The organism is Magnetospirillum sp. XM-1 (assembly GCF_001511835.1).
Classification (GTDB): domain Bacteria; phylum Pseudomonadota; class Alphaproteobacteria; order Rhodospirillales; family Magnetospirillaceae; genus Phaeospirillum.
Map to the genome: position 1 here is coordinate 3,909,776 of NZ_LN997848.1, position 17,484 is coordinate 3,927,259.

The 17,484-nt window shown below is 66.7% G+C and carries 18 protein-coding genes; 17 read left to right on the top strand and 1 reads right to left on the bottom strand.

Translation table 11 applies throughout. The features are described 5' to 3' along the window. Positions 1-139 precede the first annotated feature (139 nt). The 3 genes from XM1_RS17980 (at position 140) to XM1_RS17990 (ending at position 3,253) form a co-directional block, all read left to right on the top strand. Positions 140-1,423: an MFS transporter gene (locus XM1_RS17980; RefSeq protein ID WP_231920574.1), complete on the top strand. Its 1,284-nt coding sequence runs from the start codon at positions 140-142 to the stop codon at positions 1,421-1,423. Positions 1,424-1,492: 69 nt separating this feature from the next. After that, positions 1,493-2,704, top strand: coding sequence for a CaiB/BaiF CoA-transferase family protein (locus XM1_RS17985; RefSeq protein ID WP_068435919.1), 1,212 nt, complete (start codon positions 1,493-1,495; stop codon positions 2,702-2,704). Positions 2,705-2,836: 132 nt separating this feature from the next. Further along, the gene (locus tag XM1_RS17990; RefSeq protein WP_231920575.1) at positions 2,837-3,253 is read left to right on the top strand and encodes a hypothetical protein; all 417 of its coding nucleotides are present in this window, start codon (positions 2,837-2,839) and stop codon (positions 3,251-3,253) included. A gap of 17 nt (positions 3,254-3,270) precedes the next feature. Here XM1_RS17990 and XM1_RS17995 read toward each other — a convergent pair whose 3' ends face one another. Beyond that, on the bottom strand, positions 3,271-3,495 hold the full coding sequence (locus XM1_RS17995; RefSeq protein ID WP_156428782.1) for a hypothetical protein: 225 nt from the start codon (positions 3,493-3,495) through the stop codon (positions 3,271-3,273). Between the two features lie 386 nt (positions 3,496-3,881). On the opposite strand from XM1_RS17995, the gene XM1_RS18000 reads away from it, so the two are divergent. The 14 genes from XM1_RS18000 to XM1_RS18065 all read left to right on the top strand — a co-directional run bounded on the left by XM1_RS18000 (position 3,882) and on the right by XM1_RS18065 (position 17,370). After that, positions 3,882-5,012 (top strand): hydrogenase small subunit, encoded by a 1,131-nt coding sequence (locus XM1_RS18000; protein ID WP_068435927.1) that lies wholly within the window; start codon positions 3,882-3,884, stop codon positions 5,010-5,012. Between the two features lie 6 nt (positions 5,013-5,018). Then, the gene (gene hybA, locus XM1_RS18005; protein WP_068435929.1) at positions 5,019-6,038 is read left to right on the top strand and encodes a hydrogenase 2 operon protein HybA; all 1,020 of its coding nucleotides are present in this window, start codon (positions 5,019-5,021) and stop codon (positions 6,036-6,038) included. After that, positions 6,038-7,243 (top strand): Ni/Fe-hydrogenase cytochrome b subunit, encoded by a 1,206-nt coding sequence (gene hybB / locus XM1_RS18010; protein ID WP_068435931.1) that lies wholly within the window; start codon positions 6,038-6,040, stop codon positions 7,241-7,243. The genes hybA and hybB overlap by 1 nt, the downstream gene beginning before the upstream one ends. Before the next feature lie 13 nt (positions 7,244-7,256). Further along, a complete protein-coding gene (locus tag XM1_RS18015; RefSeq protein ID WP_068435932.1) occupies positions 7,257-8,960 on the top strand; it encodes a nickel-dependent hydrogenase large subunit in 1,704 nt (567 codons plus the stop codon). 155 nt (positions 8,961-9,115) lie between these two features. After that, entirely contained in the window at positions 9,116-9,598 is a 483-nt protein-coding gene (locus XM1_RS18020; protein ID WP_068438001.1) for a HyaD/HybD family hydrogenase maturation endopeptidase, read from the top strand. A gap of 10 nt (positions 9,599-9,608) precedes the next feature. Beyond that, positions 9,609-9,836 (top strand): HypC/HybG/HupF family hydrogenase formation chaperone, encoded by a 228-nt coding sequence (locus XM1_RS18025; RefSeq protein WP_231920576.1) that lies wholly within the window; start codon positions 9,609-9,611, stop codon positions 9,834-9,836. Continuing rightward, positions 9,836-10,939, top strand: a complete 1,104-nt coding sequence (locus tag XM1_RS18030) for a nickel-dependent hydrogenase large subunit (RefSeq protein WP_068435935.1) — start codon at positions 9,836-9,838, stop codon at positions 10,937-10,939. The genes XM1_RS18025 and XM1_RS18030 overlap by 1 nt, the downstream gene beginning before the upstream one ends. After that, on the top strand, positions 10,932-11,276 hold the full coding sequence (hypA, locus tag XM1_RS18035; RefSeq protein WP_082700595.1) for a hydrogenase maturation nickel metallochaperone HypA: 345 nt from the start codon (positions 10,932-10,934) through the stop codon (positions 11,274-11,276). The genes XM1_RS18030 and hypA overlap by 8 nt, the downstream gene beginning before the upstream one ends. Beyond that, positions 11,276-12,223, top strand: a complete 948-nt coding sequence (hypB, locus tag XM1_RS18040) for a hydrogenase nickel incorporation protein HypB (protein ID WP_068435938.1) — start codon at positions 11,276-11,278, stop codon at positions 12,221-12,223. The genes hypA and hypB overlap by 1 nt, the downstream gene beginning before the upstream one ends. Beyond that, positions 12,220-13,296: a hydrogenase maturation protein HypF gene (locus tag XM1_RS18045; RefSeq protein WP_068435940.1), complete on the top strand. Its 1,077-nt coding sequence runs from the start codon at positions 12,220-12,222 to the stop codon at positions 13,294-13,296. The genes hypB and XM1_RS18045 overlap by 4 nt, the downstream gene beginning before the upstream one ends. Positions 13,297-13,311: 15 nt before the next feature. Continuing rightward, positions 13,312-13,539: a HypC/HybG/HupF family hydrogenase formation chaperone gene (locus tag XM1_RS18050; RefSeq protein WP_068435942.1), complete on the top strand. Its 228-nt coding sequence runs from the start codon at positions 13,312-13,314 to the stop codon at positions 13,537-13,539. Next, positions 13,536-14,672 carry a hydrogenase formation protein HypD gene (gene hypD / locus XM1_RS18055; RefSeq protein ID WP_068435944.1) on the top strand — a complete coding sequence of 379 codons (1,137 nt, stop codon included), beginning with the start codon at positions 13,536-13,538 and terminating at the stop codon, positions 14,670-14,672. Before XM1_RS18050 ends, hypD begins: the two co-directional genes overlap by 4 nt. After that, positions 14,669-15,718, top strand: coding sequence for a hydrogenase expression/formation protein HypE (gene hypE, locus XM1_RS18060; RefSeq protein ID WP_068435946.1), 1,050 nt, complete (start codon positions 14,669-14,671; stop codon positions 15,716-15,718). The genes hypD and hypE overlap by 4 nt, the downstream gene beginning before the upstream one ends. Continuing rightward, the gene (locus tag XM1_RS18065; RefSeq protein ID WP_068435948.1) at positions 15,718-17,370 is read left to right on the top strand and encodes a hydrogenase maturation protein; all 1,653 of its coding nucleotides are present in this window, start codon (positions 15,718-15,720) and stop codon (positions 17,368-17,370) included. Before hypE ends, XM1_RS18065 begins: the two co-directional genes overlap by 1 nt. The last annotated feature ends 114 nt before the right edge of the window (positions 17,371-17,484 follow it).

Genomic DNA, 17,484 nt, shown 5'->3' on the forward strand with positions numbered 1-17,484 from the left:
GCGTCTGGCCCGCCCCTTGCTCTGGCCTTCCGCAAAATCGCCCGCGTCGTGCGGGCCAATGCGGGAGGACCGAACGTTGAGTCACATGGATACGACCATAATCCCGGCCGCGGGAACTCCGACGGCCGGGAGCCACGACATGGACAACAAGGACACCAAGGGCAAGATCCTGATGGTGTTCAAGGGGTCGGTGGGCAATCTGGTGGAATATTACGACTGGTACGTCTATTCCGCCTTCGCGCTGTATTTCTCCAAGTACTTCTTCCCGGGCGACGACCCCACCGTCCAGCTTCTCAACACCTCGGCCATCTTCGCGCTCGGCTTCTTCATGCGCCCGCTGGGCGGCTGGCTGCTGGGCACCTATGCCGACCGCAAGGGGCGCAAGGCGGCGCTGCTGGTCTCGGTCAGCATGATGTGCGCCGGTTCGCTGATCATCGCGGTGATGCCCGGCTACCAAACCATCGGCATCGCGGCGCCCATCGCCCTGATCCTGGCCCGCCTGCTGCAAGGCCTGAGCCTGGGCGGCGAATACGGCTCGGCCGCCACCTACCTGTCGGAGATCGCCTCCAAGGACCGGCGCGGCTTCTATTCCAGCTTCCAGTACGTCACCCTGATCATGGGGCAGCTGCTGGCGCTGGGCGTGCTGATCGCGCTGCAGCGGGTGTTCCTCTCCACCGCCGAGCTGGAAGCCTGGGGCTGGCGCATTCCCTTCGTCATCGGCGGCTTGTGCGCCGTGGTGGCCATCTATCTGCGGAGCTCCATGGAGGAGACCGAATCCTTCGAGCACCACAAGGGCGAGGTGGTGGGCGAAAGCCGCATCCGCGCCCTGATGCGCCACCCGCGCGAGGTGATGACGGTGATCGGCCTGACCATGGGCGGCACCGTGGCCTTCTACACCTTCACCACCTACATGCAGAAATATCTGGTGAACACCGCCGGCTTCTCGAAGAACGACGCCACCATGATCTCGGCGGCGGCCACCTTCGTCTACATGCTGATGCATCCGCTGGTGGGCCATATTTCCGACAAGGTGGGGCGGCGCGCCGTGCTGATCGCCTTCGGCGTCATGAGCACGCTGTGCACCGTTCCCATCCTCACCGCGCTGGGCCAGACCAGAGATTCGGTCACCGCCTTCTTCCTGGTGCTGTCGGGGCTGACCATCGTCTCGGGCTATTCCGCCATCAACGCCGTGGTCAAGGCCGAGCTGTTCCCGGTGCAGATCCGCGCGCTGGGCGTCGGCCTGCCGTTTGCCATCGGTGTGTCGCTGTTCGGCGGCACGGCGGAATACATCGCGCTGTGGTTCAAGAGCATCGGCAACGAGACCTGGTTCTACTGGTACGTCACCGGCTGCTGCCTGTGCGGCCTGCTGCTGTTCGTCGGCATGAAGGACACCAAGCAGACCTCGCTGATCGACAAGGATTGACCCTCCTCACCTGCCGGCGGATTCTTTGCGAATCCGCCGGCATTTTTCTTCATTGCAGGAACCAGACCCATGACCGGACCTTTGTCGCATCTTCGCGTTCTCGACCTCAGCCGCGTGCTGGCGGGGCCCTGGGCCGGCCAGCTGCTGGCCGACATGGGGGCCGAGGTGATCAAGGTGGAACGCCCGGGCGAAGGCGACGACACCAGGGGCTGGGGCCCGCCCTTCCTCAAGGACAGCGACGGCAAGGACACCGGCGAGGCCGCCTATTTCCTGTCGGCCAACCGGGGCAAGCGCTCGGTGACCATCGATTTCACTCGGACCGAGGGCCAGGAACTGGTGCGGCGCCTGGCCGCCCGGTCCGACGTGGTGCTGGAGAACTTCAAGGTGGGCGGGCTGGCCAAGTACGGCCTCGACTACGCCTCGCTGAAGGCGGTGAAGCCCGATCTGGTCTATTGCTCCATCACCGGTTTCGGCCAGGACGGGCCCTACGCCCAGCGGGCCGGCTACGACTTCCTGATCCAGGGCATGGGCGGGCTGATGAGCCTGACCGGTGAGCCCGGAGGCCAGCCCATGAAGGTGGGCGTGGCGCTCACCGACATCTTCACCGGCATGTATGCCGGCTTCGCCGTGCTGGCGGCGCTGGCCCGGCGCGACCGCACGGGCGAGGGCAGCCATATCGACTTGGCGCTGCTGGACGTGCAGGTGGCGGTGCTGGCCAACCAGGCCTCCAACTATCTGGTGGGCGGCAATACCCCCAAGCGCCTGGGCAACGCGCATCCCAACATCGTGCCCTATCAGGCCTTCGCCACCAAGGACGGCCACATCATCCTGGCGGTGGGCAACGACGGCCAGTTTCGCCGCTTCTGCGAGGTGGCCGGGCGTCCCGAGCTGGGAACCGATCCCCGCTACGCCGCCAATGCCGAGCGGGTCAGGAACCGCGCCGAGCTGGTGCCGGTGCTGGAAAGCCTGCTGGCGTCGCGTCCCTCGGCCGAATGGATCAAGACCCTGGAGGCGGCGGGCGTGCCCTGCGGCCCCATCAACGACTTGGGCGGCGTGTTCGCCGATCCCCAGGTCATCCATCGCGGCCTGAAAACCCGCGTCGAGCACCCCCTGGCCGGCGGCGTCGATCTGGTCGCCAATCCCATCCGCTTCGACGGCGCCCAGGCGGTCTCGGACCGGGCCCCGCCGCTGCTGGGCGGCGACACCGCCCAGGTTCTGTCCGGCTGGCTGGACCTGGACGAGGAGGAGATGGCCGGGCTCAGGGCATCCGGGGTGATCTGACCCGCCGCGCCCATTTCGGATTCCCACATGTCGACCTAGCCGATGGTATGTGCTCTAATTCGGTGAAATTCGCGCCGAGGAAAGATCCCTTCCATGGGTGAGCCGCGTCAATATCTGCGGGATGTCACGGGAGTGACGGCCCCGCCAGGACTCCCCGGCGCCGGCCTGGGAATGGCGCCGCGCACCACCTTGTCCGAATTCGAGCGGGCCCAGGTCCGGGGAATCGCCGAGGAAGGCGCCGCCCTGGCCGCCACCATCGTCCGCTGGCACAAGGATCAGAACCGCGCTCACGGCCACTCACCCCAAGACAGGATGTCCCACGGGCTGGCGGTCGCGGCGCTGGGCGCCGTGATCATGCAGATTCTGGCCTGGGTGCGCCTGGTCGAGCCCGCCGACGCCTCCCCCGCCACTCTGCGCAATGCCCGCGAAGTCATCGGCGGCGCCGACCCCGAGGCCGAGCCGACGGCCATCGACACCCAGGCCCGCGCCCTGCTGATTCACGCCCTGGGCGTCAAGGCGAAGGCTCGTCGCATTTCGCGCCACTGGTGACGCCCCCGCCGGGACGGCTAGCAGTTCGATCCGAGATCGCAAGGGGCCTTTTGTCCCAGGGACACCACCAGCAACCGCCCCTCGCATCGCTTGATGCGCTCGCGCACGGCTTCCAGACGCCGGGCCGCGTCGGCACGCTGCGCCTCGTCGCCGGCTTGCGTCAATTCAAGGGACACTTCCGCCAACAGACGATAGGTCCGCTCCAGCTCGCCACATAAGGGGCCATATCCCGGATCGCTCATCCCACCCTCTTGATATTCATCAAGCATCATACTTATCGCAAAGATCAAACGGTATATGCAATGCCGCAGAGGGATAATGGATATTACAATTCCATCAATGGAAAGCTAATATCCACCTACCCGCCCCACCCGCTTTCTTGACGCATTCCATAATCAGGCGCGGACCGCCAGCCTGCCTGGGTTACGGTCTTGACCCTACCCCGCCACCCCCACCCTTTGGAGTTGGCACGGTGTTTGCGGTGACTGCATCGCACAACCGAGAACAAGAAGATTCGGGAGGCATCAGGGAGGCAGGACGGCCGGGGCATGACCCCCGGACCCGCATGGCTCCGCGATCTTCCCTTCCGGACTTCCGCAGCCCGACGCGCCAGCCAAGGTGGGGGACAATGTACGACGACACCGAAATTTCCCGCGAGATCGCGAACCGGTTCAATCTGGAACGCCGCGACTTCCTGAAGTTCTGCGCCGCCATGGCCGCGACCATGGGCCTGCCCAAGGGGGCCGACGCGCAGATCGCCCAGGCCATCACCGCCAAGGAACGCCCCAGCGTGATCTGGCTGCACTTCCAGGAGTGTACCGGCTGCACCGAGTCCATGCTCCGCGCCGAGCATCCGACCATCGAGAAGCTGATCCTGGAGATCATCTCGCTCGACTACCACGAGACGCTGTTCGCCGCCGCCGGCCATCAGGTCGAGGCCGCCCGCGAAGCCGCCATGAAGAAGAACTGGGGCAAGTACGTCCTGGTCGTCGAGGGCGCCATTCCGGTCAAGGACGGCGGCATCTACTGCAAGGTGGGCGGCAAGACCGCGCTGCAGCTGACCAAGGAATGCGCCGAGGGCGCGGCCGCCGTCATCGCCATCGGCTCCTGCGCCTCGTGGGGCGGCATGCCGTCCACGCCGCCGAACCCCACGGGCTCGACCGGCGTGCCGGAGATCCTGGCCGGCAAGCCGGTGGTGACCATCCCCGGCTGCCCGCCCAACCCCTATAACTTCCTGTCCACCGTGGTCCACTTCCTGACCTTCGGCACCCTGCCGGCGGTGGACGACAAGGGCCGCCCGAAATTCGCCTATTCCCGCCTCATCCACGAGAATTGCGAGCGCCGCGCCCATTTCGACGCCGGCCGCTTCGCGCTGGAATTCGGCGACGAGGGCCACCGCAAGGGCTATTGCCTGTACAAGCTGGGCTGCAAGGGTCCCGAGACCTACGCCAACTGCCCGGCCATCCTGTTCAACGACGTGGGTTCCGGCTCGTGGCCGGTGGGCACCGGGCATCCCTGCATCGGCTGCACGGAAAAGGGCATCGGCTTCGCCAAGCCCATCCACGCCTTGGCCGAGCTGCAGAACCAGCGTCCGCCCGTGGGCTATCCCCGCGTGGTCGAGGAGCAGGGCACCGGAGCCTCCATCGGCGCGCTGGCCACCGTGGCGGCGGTCGGCGGTCTGGCCATCGGCGCCGGCGCCAAGCTGGTGGGCAATCTGGGCAAGAACGAAGACGGCCAGGATTCCGGAAAGCAGGGGTAATCCGCCATGACCATCACCAGACGCAATTTCTTGCGCCGGGCGGCGGCGGGTGGAACGGCGGCGGCAGCCGCCTGCGCCACCCTCGCCCCCGCCGGCGCCGAGGCGCGGGAAAGCCATAAGGTTCCCGAGAACGCCGTCGGCCTGCTGTTCGACGGGACGCTGTGCATCGGCTGCAAGGCCTGCATGTCGGCCTGCAAGGAGGCCAACAGCCTGCCGCTGGAAGACAATGTCGGCGAAAAGCTGTGGGACACGCCGCTGGAGCTTTCCGGCAAGACCTACAACGTCATCAAGGTCTACCAGTCGGGCACCATGGAGAACAAGGACAAGGCCGAGAACGGCTTTGCCCATGTCAAGCGCTCGTGCCTGCACTGCGCCGACCCCTCCTGCGTGTCGGCCTGCCCGGTCTCGGCCATGCAGAAGCGGCCCACCGACGGCGTCGTCACCTACAACAAGGACGCCTGCATCGGCTGCCGCTACTGCGTCGCCGCCTGCCCCTTCGGCGTGCCCCAGTTCCAGTACGACACGCCCAAGCCGGAAATCGCCAAGTGCCAGCTGTGCCGGCACCGCATGGACGAGGGCAAGTACGCCGCCTGCGCCGAGGTCTGCCCCACGGGCGCGACCATCTTCGGCTCCTACAAGGCGCTGTCCGAGGAAATCGACCGCCGCCGGGCCATGAAGCCGGGCGAGCCCAACAATTTCCCCCGCCGCACCCCCGATTCGGGCGACATGCACGAAAAGGCGGCGCCGGAATACGTGGATTACGTCTACGGCCAGAAGGACGCCGGCGGCACCCAGGTGCGCTACCTGTCCGGCGTTCCCTTCGACAAGCTGGCCCTGCCCATGGGTCTGCCGGAGCGGGCCTACGCCGCCGATTCCGAGACCATGCAGCACACGCTGTATGGCGGGATGATCCTGCCGGTGGTGGCGCTGGCCGGTCTGGTCACCGCCGCCTGGAAGGGCTCGAAGAACCACCACGACGATGATGATTTCGACATGTTCGATCATCCGGAAGGGGGGCACAAGTAATGGTCAATCACCCCATCCCCAGCCAGGTGGCCAGCCGCCTGAAGAAGGGCAAGGCCGGGCCGACCGCCATCGGCGGCTCGCTGGTCACTCCCTTCACCATCGTGCTCGCCGTGCTGATTGGCATCGGCCTGTTCTTCATGGCCCAGCGCTTCATCTACGGCCTGGGCGCCGTCACCAACATCAACAACGGCTACCCCTGGGGTATCTGGGTGGTGTGGGACGTGGTCATCGCCACGGGCTTCGCCTGCGGCGGCTACGCCATGGCCCTGGTGTGCTACGTCATGAACCGGGGCGAGTACCATCATCTGGTCCGCCCGGCGCTGACCGCCTCGCTGTTCGGCTATTCCCTGGGCGGCCTTTCCGTGCTGATCGACCTCGGCCGCTACTGGAACTTCTGGCACATCCTGTGGCCGGGCTACGCCCAGCCGGGATCGGTGATGTTCGAGGTGGCCGCCTGCATCAGCTGCTACATCCTGGTGCTGTGGATCGAGTTCTCGCCAGCCTTCCTCGAGCATTTCGGCTTCAAGGACCTCAAGGCCAAGCTGAACAAGGTGATGTTCTTCTTCATCGGCCTGGGCGTGCTGCTGCCCACCATGCACCAATCCTCGCTGGGATCGCTGCTGGTGGTGTTCGGCGCCCAGATCCACCCGCTGTGGCAGACCCCGCTGCTGCCCTTGCTGTTCCTGCTGACCGCCGTGTGCATGGGCTTCGCCATCGTCATCCTCGAGGCGACGCTGGCCGCCGTGGGCTTCAAGCGCGACATCGCCGACGAGCTGCCCATGCTTTCGAAGATCGGCAAGATCATCATGGGCATCCTGGTGGCCTATCTGGTCATCCGCCTGGGCGACCTAATGGTGCGTGGCGCCATCTTCAAGGCGTTCACCTCGGGCGCCAAGAGCGTGATGTTCCTGATCGAGATGGCGGTGTTCGTCTATCCGATCGTGGTGCTGTCCTCGCCGGCCAACCGCAAGAAGCTGTCCAAGCTGCTGGCGGCGGCCATGAGCATGCTGACCGGCGCGGTGCTGTACCGCATCGACGCCTTCCTGGTGGCCTACGACACCGGCCCCGGCTGGCATTACTTCCCCAGCGTGCCCGAGATGATGGTCACCATCGGCGTGATCGCCATCGAAGTGCTCGCCTACATCGTTTTCGTCCGCAAATTCCCCATTCTTCCCGGCCACTCGGCCCCCGCGGCCGCCGAGTAAGGAGACCTGAGCAGTGTCCAAGAGAATCACCATCGATCCCATCACCCGGATTGAAGGCCATCTGCGCATCGACGTCGAGGTCGACGGCGGCAAGGTCACCAAGGCATGGTCGTCGGGCCAGATGTGGCGCGGCGTCGAGCTGATCCTGCTGGGCCGCGACCCGCGCGACGCCTGGGCCATCACCCAGCGCATCTGCGGCGTCTGCACCACCGTCCACGCCATCACCTCGGTCCGCGCGGTCGAGAACGCGCTGAACCTGGAAGTGCCGGTGAACGCCCAGTTCATCCGCAACATGATCATCTCGGCCCACGCCATCCATGATCACATCGTGCACTTCTACCACCTGTCGGCTCTGGACTGGGTGGACGTGGTCTCGGCGCTGAAGGCCGACCCGCTGAAGGCGGCCCAGCTGGCGGAAAGCCTGTCCGACTGGCCCTTGAACAACAAACACGTCATGGTCCAGACCCTGGAGAAGCTGAAGACCTTCGTCGGCTCCGGCCAGCTGGGTCCGTTCACCAACGGCTATTGGGGCCACCCGGCCATGAAGCTGTCGCCCGAGGTCAACCTCATGGCGGTGGCCCACTACCTCCAGGCGCTGGACGCCCAGCGCCACGCCAACAAGATCGTCACCCTGCTGGGCTCCAAGAGCCCGCACATCCAGAACGTGGCGGTGGGCGGCGTCTCCAACCCCATCGCCACCGACAGCCAGTCGGTGCTGACCGTCGAGCGGCTGCTGAAGCTCAAGATGCACATGGATGCGCTGGGCGACTTCATCCGCAAGGTCTATCTGGTGGATATCGCGGCCATCGGCGCCTTCTACGCCGACTGGACCAAGTACGGCGCCGGCGTCACCAACTACCTGTCGTGCCCCGACTTCCCCATGGATTCCAAGGGCACCCAGTTCCTGGTTCCCGGCGGCTACATCCCCAACGCCGACCTGGCCCAGTACAAGCCCATCACCGCCTTCGGCGACGCCTACCTGCGCGACGGCGTCGAGGAAGGGGTCAAGCACGCCTGGTACGAGTATTCCAAGCCCGGCCCGCTGCACCCCTACAAGGGCGAGACCGTGCCCAAGTACACCGACTTCCAGGATGACGGTAAGTATTCCTGGCTGAAGGCCCCCACCTTCTACGGCAAGCGCGCCCAGGTGGGTCCGCTGGCCAGCGTGCTGGCGGGCGTCGCCGCCGGCCACCAGCCGACCATCGGCTACGCCACCAAGGTGCTGGACACCGCCTCGTCGCTGCTGGGGTCCAAGATCCCGCTGGCGGCGCTGCACTCCACCATCGGCCGTCACGCCGCCCGCGCCGTGCGCTGCGGCGTGATGCAGGAGGTCATGGTGCAGAACTGGCAGGCCCTGCTCGACAATATCGGCAAGGGCGACGCCAAGACCTTCAACAAGCCCACCTTCCCCAAGGGCGAGGTCATGGGCTACGGCTTCCACGAGGCGCCGCGCGGCCTGCTGTCCCACTGGACGGTGATCAGGGACGGCAAGATCGCCAACTACCAGTGCGTGGTGCCTTCCACCTGGAACGCCGGCCCGCGCGACGACAGCGACAACATCGGCCCCTACGAAGCCTCGCTGATGGACAACCCCATCGCCGACGCCGAGTTGCCGCTGGAGGTGCTGCGCACCGTCCACTCCTTCGACCCCTGCCTCGCCTGCGCGGTGCATGTGGTCGAGGACAACAAGGAAGTGGTGCAGGTCAAGGCGCTCTAGTACGCTTCCCCGATCGCGTCATGGCCGGGCTTGTCCCGGCCATCCACGCGGTGCCGCCCCGGAAAGCGCCGGACCTGTGGCACGGCATGGATGCCCGGATCAAGTCCGGGCATGACGGGATAAGGAGGCCTTTCATTTTGATGGATTCCCAAGCCATGCGCATCGTTGTTCTCGGCGTCGGCAACATCTTGCTCTCCGACGAAGGAATCGGCGTCCACGCCGTGAATAGGCTGGTGGAGCTCTACGACCTCCCCGAGGAGGTCGAGGTCATCGACGGCGGCACCTCGGGCATGGATTGCCTGGACCAGGTGTCCGAGGCGGATTACCTGATCATCGCCGACTGCATGCGTTCGAAGAAGGAGCCGGGCACCATCACGCGGCTCACCGACGACCAGATTCCCGCCTTCTTCAAGACCCGCATTTCGCCCCATCAGGTCGGCCTGTCCGACATGCTGGGCGCGCTCAATTTCCACGACATGATGCCCAAGAACATCGTCCTGTACGGGGTCGAGCCCCTGTCCTTCGACCTGTCCATGGAACCCACCCCCATTGTGGGCGCCCGCCTGCCCGAGCTGGTGGAGCTGCTGGCCGGCGAACTGGCCGAAATCGGCATCGCGGTCGCCAAGAAGGCGGCTTAAAACCATGTGCATGGCCGTCCCTTCCCGCATCACCGCCATCGACAACGGAATCGCCACGGTCGAGGCCTTCGGGGCGCTGCGCACCACCAGCCTGATGCTGCTCGACGGCGAGGTGGCGGTGGGCGATTACGTCCTGCTCGGCCCCGGCGGCAGTTTCGCCGCCGAGAAGGTCGATCCCGAGACGGCCGCCGAGGCGCTGGCCTATCTCACCGAGGTTCTGGCCACCGGGCAGGCCTGATGCTGCCGGTGGAATCCAGCCTCGCCATCACGCTGCATCTGGACGGGGACCGCGTCGGGCGGGTGGAGATCGGCTCCAGCCGTCTGGTCAAGGCGTCCGATATGCTGAACGGCCGCCAGCCGGCCCAGGTCCTGGCCCTGCTGCCCACCCTTTACTCCCTGTGCGGCACCGCCCAAGGCCTCGCCGGCCTGCAGGCGGTGGAGAACGCCGCCGGGATCGATGCCCCGGCCGCCCAGCGCACGGCGCGGCGCGTCCTTTGCCAGGTGGAGGTGGTGGCCGAGCACGCCGCCGCCAGCTTGCGCGACTGGCCCGCCTTGCTGGGCGAAGAGCCCGACCTTTCGGCGCTGAAGCCTTTACGTCCGCTGATCATAGCGGCGCGCAAGGCGCTTTACCCGGCGGGCGACTGGACCGTGCCGGGCGGCGGCAGGCTGGCCCCCGACAGCGCGGCCCTGGCCGACATCCTGCGCGGCCTGGGCGAAGCGGTGGCCCGCGCGGATGACGTGGCCGACCGCCTGATCGAGCGCATCGAGGACGAAAACCTCGAAGGCTTCGGCGCCGTCCCCCCCTGCCTGATGCCCGCAGGCGGGCCGCCCGATCTGGAGGCGCGGCTGGCCGCCGACCACGATGGCTCCTACCGTGCCCGGCCCGATTACCATGGCGGCGTCTTCGAGACCGGGCCGCTGGCCCGCCAGTCCGGCCGCCCCCTGATGGGGCTTCTGATGGGGCAGTACGGCAACGGCTTGATGCCCCGCTTCTCCGCCCGGATGATGGAGATGGCGTCGGCGTTGCGGGAAGTGGAAGATTTGGTGCAGGATTTGTCGGGTGATTCCGGCGGCCTGCCCATGGCGCGGAGCGACGGAAGCGGATTGGGAGTGGTGGAGGCGGCGCGCGGCCTGCTGGCCCACCGGGTGGAATTGCGGGAGGGTTTGTTGAGCGCGTACCGGATTCTGGCCCCCACCGAGTGGAACTTCCACCCCGACGGCCCCCTGGCCCGGGGATTGATGGGGGCTTGCGGTCCCGATCTGGCGGGACGGGCCGCTTTGCTGGCCGCCAGCCTGGACCCTTGCGTGCCCTTCCGCATCGAGGTCAGGCCCCATGCATGAGATGAGCCTGACCGAGGGCGTGGTGCGCATCCTGGAGGATCAGGCGGCAAGCCACGGCTTCACCCGGGTCAAGACGGTGTGGCTGGAGATCGGCGAGCTGTCCACCGTGGTGCCCGAAAGCATGGAATTCTGCTTCGACGCGGTGGCGCGGGGCAATCCGCTCACCGCCGGGACCAAGCTGGAGATCATCCGCGTCCCCGGCACCGCCTGGTGCATGGATTGCTCGAAGTCGGTCCACGTCACCTCGCGGGTCGACCTCTGCCCCGATTGCGGCGGCGCCAAGCTGGCGGTGACCTCGGGCGAGGAGATGCGGATCAAGGAAATGGAGGTGGAGTGATGTGCACGGTGTGCGGCTGCGGTGACGCCAAGGTGGATGGACATTCCCACTCCCACGATCATGACCACGACCACCATCATGGCCACAGCCACGATCACAGCCATGACCATCCCCATGGCCACGACCATCATCACCACGACCACGATTCCGATAGAAACATTCATTCCGATCGGGACATCCATTACGGCCGCGGCATCGCCGGCGTCCACGTGCCGGGCCTCAGCCAGAAGCGCATCGTCCAGATCGAGAAGGACATCCTGTCCCACAACGACGATTTCGCCGGGCGCAACCGGGCGTGGCTGGCCGAGCATGGGGTGTTCGCGCTCAACCTTGTCTCCAGCCCCGGCTCGGGCAAGACCACGTTGCTGTGCCGCACCGCCGAGGCCCTGAAGGGCCGCTACCCCCTGGCGGTGATCGAGGGTGACCAGCAGACCAGCTTCGACGCCGACCGCATCCGCGCCACCGGCATTCCCGCCATCCAGGTCAACACCGGCAAGGGCTGCCACCTGGACGCCCACATGGTGGAAAGCGCCATCGCCAAGCTGGCTGTCGAGGACGATTCCGTACTGTTCATCGAGAATGTCGGCAATCTGGTCTGCCCCGCCGCCTTCGATCTGGGCGAGGCCTACAAGGTGGCGATCCTGTCGGTGACCGAGGGCGAGGACAAGCCCTTGAAGTATCCCGACATGTTCCACGCCGCTTCCATGATGATCCTCAACAAGACCGACCTGTTGCCCCACACGGATTTCGACGTGGAGCGCTGCATCGGCTTTGCGCGCCGGGTCAATCCCGACATCGTCGTGCTGCAGCTTTCGGCGCGGACCGGCGAGGGCTTCGACGAATGGCTGGCCTGGATCAACGAGGGCCGCAAGCGCATGGTCACCGAGCGCATCCGCCGCCTGGAAGCCAAGCTGGCCGCCGCCAAGGCCAGTCTGGAGGGCAAGTGAGTTCGGCTATCGCCCAGATCGTTCCCCTGCCGCACCCTGTGCCGCCGGTGCTGGCGCTGGGCGCGTTCCTCAAGAATTCGGTCTGCCTGACCCGGGGATCGGAAGCGCTGATCTCGGCCAATCACGGCGATCTCGGCACGCCCGAGGCCATCACCGCCTTCGAGGCGACGGTCGAGGCGCTGGTGGCCGAGGCAGGCGTCACCCCGGTGCGGGTCGCCCATGACCTGCACCCCGATTTCCATTCCACCCGCTATGCTCAATCCCTGGACCTGCCGGCGGTGGCGGTGCAGCACCACCATGCCCACGCCGCGGCAATCGCCGCCGAGCACGGCATCGAGGGCCCGGTGATCGGCGTGTCCTTCGACGGCTTCGGCCTTGGCCCCGGCAACCAGTCGTGGGGCGGCGAATTGCTGAAGGCCGAGGGCGCCCATTACCGCCGCCTGGGCCATCTCGCCCTTTTGCCCCAGCCCGGCGGCGACCGGGCGGCGCGCGAGCCTTGGCGCATGGCGGCGGCCGCCCTGCACCGCCTGGGCCGCGGCGACGAGATATCCTCCCGCTTCCGCGACATTCCCGCCAGCGCCATGCTGGGGCAGATGCTGGACAGGCGCCTCAACAGCCCGGAAACCTCGTCGGCCGGGCGGCTGTTCGACGCCGCCTGCGGCCTGTTGGGCATCCACCCCATCGCCGAGTTCGAGGGCCAGGCCCCCATGGCCCTGGAAGCCCTGGCGACCAGGCCGGAAGTGCTGCCCACCGGCTGGATCATCCAGGACGGGGTGTTGGACCTGCTGCCGCTGCTGGCCTGCCTCGCCCATTGCACCGACCCGGCCAGAGGTGCCAACCTGTTCCACGGCACCCTGGTCGAAGCCATGGGCCAGTGGATCGCGGAAGTGGCGGAAACCGCCGGCACGCCCTATGTCGCCCTGGGAGGCGGATGCTTCCTCAACAAGGTGCTGACCGGCGGATTGGTGGAGAAGCTGACACAAGCCGGCCTGAAGCCGCTGCTGGCCGCCAAGGTGTCGCCCGGCGACGCCGGCCTGTCCTTAGGGCAGGCCTGGATCGCCGCGTTGAGTTAAGAGGAACCCAAATCCATGTGCCTTGCCCTGCCCTCCCTGGTCACCGAACTCCTGCCCGACGACAACGCGAAGGTGGAACTGGGCGGCGTCACCAAGACCATTTCGCTGGCCTTGGTCTCCGACGTGAAGCCGGGCGACTACGTCATCGTCCATGTGGGCTACGCGCTGTCGGTGATCGACCCGGAAGAAGCGGCCCGCACGCTGGAGCTGTTCCGCGAGCTGGGTGAGGGCGTGCCGGCGTGAAATACATCGACGAATTCAGGGACGGCGAGGTGGCGCAAAGCATCGCGAGCGCCATCAAGGCCGAGGCCGATCCCGCCTCCACCTACCACATCATGGAATTCTGCGGCGGCCACACCCACGCCATCAGCCGCTACGGCCTGGAAGACCTGCTGCCCGCCAATGTGCGGATGATCCACGGGCCGGGCTGCCCGGTCTGCGTGCTTCCCGTCGGGCGCATCGACGCCGCCATCTGGCTGGCCAAGCAACCGGGCGTCACGTTATGCACCTATGGCGACATGCTGCGCGTGCCGGGCTCCAAACGCCTGTCGCTGTTGAAGGCCAAGGCCGAGGGCGCCGATGTGCGCATGGTCTATTCGACGCTGGACGCCATCAAGCTGGCCCAGGCCAACCCGGACCGGCAGATCGTCTTCTTCGCCATCGGCTTCGAGACCACCACCCCGCCCACCGCCGTGGCGATCAAACAGGCCCAGGCGCTGGGCTTGAAGAATTTCAGCGTGTTCTGCAACCACGTGCTGACGCCGTCGGCCATCACCCAGATCCTCGACAGCCCCGAGGTGCGCGAACTGGGCACGGTGAAGCTGGACGCCTTCATCGGCCCGGCCCACGTGTCCACCATCATTGGCTCGCGCCCCTACGAGTATTTCGCCGAGGAATACCAGCGCCCGGTGGTGATCGCCGGGTTCGAGCCCCTCGACGTCATGCAGGCGGTGCGCATGCTGGTGCGCCAGATCAACGACGGCCGCTTCGACGTGGAGAACGAGTTCGCCCGCGCCGTGACCAGGGACGGCAACGAGAAGGCCAAGTCCCTGGTGGCCGACATGTTCGAGCTTAGGCGCGTCTTCGAATGGCGCGGCTTAGGGATGGTGCCCTATTCGGCGCTCCGCCTGAAAGAGCCCTATGCCGCCTGGGACGCCGAGCGCCGCTGGGACGTGCCCCAGGATAGCCCGCCCGACAACAAGGCCTGCGAATGCGGCGCCATCCTCAGGGGCGTCAAGAAGCCCACCGATTGCAAGCTGTTCGGCACCGTATGCACGCCCGAAAACCCCATGGGATCGTGCATGGTCTCGGCCGAGGGCGCCTGCGCCGCCCATTGGACCTATGGCCGCTTCCGCGACCTGGAGAAGAGTGAATGACCCTGCCCCGCCGCGCCCATCCCCGCCCCTTGGACATCGCGTCCGGCCGTGTCGATCTCACCCATGGCGGCGGCGGCCGCGCCATGGCCCAGCTGGTCGAGGAACTGTTCGTCGCCGCCTTCGACAACGAGGCGCTAAACCAGCGCAACGATCAGGCCGCCTTCGACGTGCCCGGCGGGCGCATGGTGATGACCACCGACGGCTACGTCATCAGCCCGCTGTTCTTTCCCGGCGGCGACATCGGCAGCCTTGCCGTGCATGGCACCGTCAACGACGTGGCCATGGCCGGCGCCAGACCCATCTCGCTGTCGGCGGGCTTCATCATCGAGGAGGGCTTCCCCCTTTCCGATCTCAAGCGCATCGTCGTCTCCATGGCCAAGGCGTCGAAGGACGCCGGTGTGCCGGTGGTGACCGGCGACACCAAGGTGGTGGAAAAGGGCAAGGGCGACGGCATCTTCATCACCACGGCAGGCATCGGCATGGTGCCGCCCGGCGTTTCGATTTCCGGCGATCTGGCGCGGCCCGGCGATGCCATCCTGGTGTCGGGCACCATGGGAGACCACGGCGTGGCGGTGATGAGCCAGCGGGAAAGCTTGGGCTTCGAGACCGAGATCCTGTCCGATTCGGCCGCATTGCATACAATGGTCGCCAAGATGGTCGCCGCCGTGCCGGGCATCCGGGTGCTGCGCGATCCCACCCGGGGCGGTCTGGCCGCCACCTTGAACGAGATCGCCAGCCAGTCGGGCGTCGGCATGCTGATCGAGGAAGCATTGGTGCCGGTCAAGCCCCAGGTGCTGGGCGCCTGCGAGCTTTTGGGCCTCGATCCCCTTTACGTCGCCAACGAGGGCAAGCTGATCTGCATCTGCGCCGAGGCCGACGCCCCTCGCCTGCTCGACATCATGCGCGCCCATCCCCTAGGCGCCGACGCGGCGCGCATCGGGGCGTGCCGGGAAGACTCCCACCACTTCGTCCAGATGAAGACCCGCATGGGCGGCAACCGGGTGGTGGACTGGCTGGCCGGCGAGCAATTGCCGAGGATTTGCTGATGCGCGTCTTGTTACTGGCCCATTCCTTCAACTCGCTGACCCAGCGCCTGTGGGTGGAACTGTCGGAACTGGGCCACGACGTCACCTGTGAATTCGACGTCAACGATTCCGTCACCATCCAGGCGGTGGAGATGGCGCGGCCAGACGTGATCGTCGCCCCGTTCCTCAAGCGCGCCATTCCGGAAAGCGTCTGGAAGAACCACCTGTGCCTGGTGGTCCATCCCGGCCCGCCCGGCGATAGGGGACCGGCGGCGCTGGACTGGGCCATCCTGGAAGGCCACGAGGAGTGGGGCGTCACCGTGCTGCAGGCCGAGGCCGGCATGGACGAAGGCCCGGTCTGGGCCAGCCGCACCTTCCCGCTACGTCCCGCCACCAAGTCCAGCCTCTATCGCAACGAAGTGGCCGACGGGGCGGTAGAGGCGACACTCGACGCCCTTGCCCGCCTCGCCGACGGACCGGTCGGCCGCCCGGCCCTGTCCCCCTTCAAGCCGGCGGTGAAGCAGGCGGATCGCGCCATCGACTGGGCCAAGGACGACACCGCCACGGTACTCGCCAAGATCCGCTCGGCCGACGGCACGCCGGGCCTGCTGGATTTTATGCTCGACCGGCCGGTCTACCTGTATGACGCCCATGCGGCGTCGGGTCTTTCGGGCAAGCCGGGCGAGCTGATCGCCCGCTCGGGCCACGCGGTGGCACGCGCCACCACCGACGGCGCGGTGTGGATCGGCCATCTGCGGGCCAGGCAAGAACACGCCCTGAAACTGCCGGCGCTGGACGTGCTGGGGCCCCTGGACCACCTGCCCGAGTCGCCCGGCTATCACGACATCTGGTACGACGAGCGCCACGGGGTGGGATACCTGCATTTCCCCTTCGTCAACGGCGCCATGAGCACCGATCAGTGCCGGCGCCTGAAAGTCGCCTTCGTCAAGGCGACGGAGCGCCCGACAAAGGTGATCGTGCTGATGGGCGGCCCCGACTTCTGGTCCAACGGCATCCATCTGTGCACCATCGAAAGCGCCGCCAGCCCCGCCGGGGAATCCTGGGACAACATCAACGCCATGAACGATCTCTGCCGCGAGATCATCACCTGCCCCAGCCATTTCACCGTCGCCGCCATGCAGGGCAATGCGGGGGCGGGCGGCGTGTTCCTGGCCCTGGCCGCCGATCTGGTGGCGGCGCGCGAAGCGGTGGTGCTTAACCCCCATTACAAGGGCATGGGCAACCTCTACGGCTCGGAATACTGGACCTACCTGCTGCCCCGGCGCTGCGGCGCCGAGAATGCCCGCCGCGTCGTCGAAGCCCGCCTGCCCATGGGCACCGCCGAGGCCGAGCGCTTAGGGCTGATCGATTGCCGCTTCGGTCGCAGCATCCCCGAATTCCGCCAGTTGGTGGAGGAAATGGCCGAGGCCCTGGCCGCCGACCCGGGCCTGGACGAGCGCCTGGCCGCCAAACGCCTGACCCGGGCCGCCGACGAAGCCCAAAAGCCCCTGGAGCAGTACCGCGCCGAGGAGCTGGAACACATGAAGCTGAATTTCTACGGCTTCGATCCCAGCTACCACGTGGCCCGCTACAACTTCATCCACAAGATCCCCAAGTCGCGGACGCCCTTGTACCTGGCCCGACACCGCCGCAAGGATTCAGTGTCGCAATAGGACGGCCCGAAGCGGTCTTTGTCGCATCCCCGCCGCCTTTGTCGGGGATGCGACAAAGCCTGAAACCCAGCATTTCCGCCACTTTGCTGCGCCGCAGCACTTGGCATCGCCATT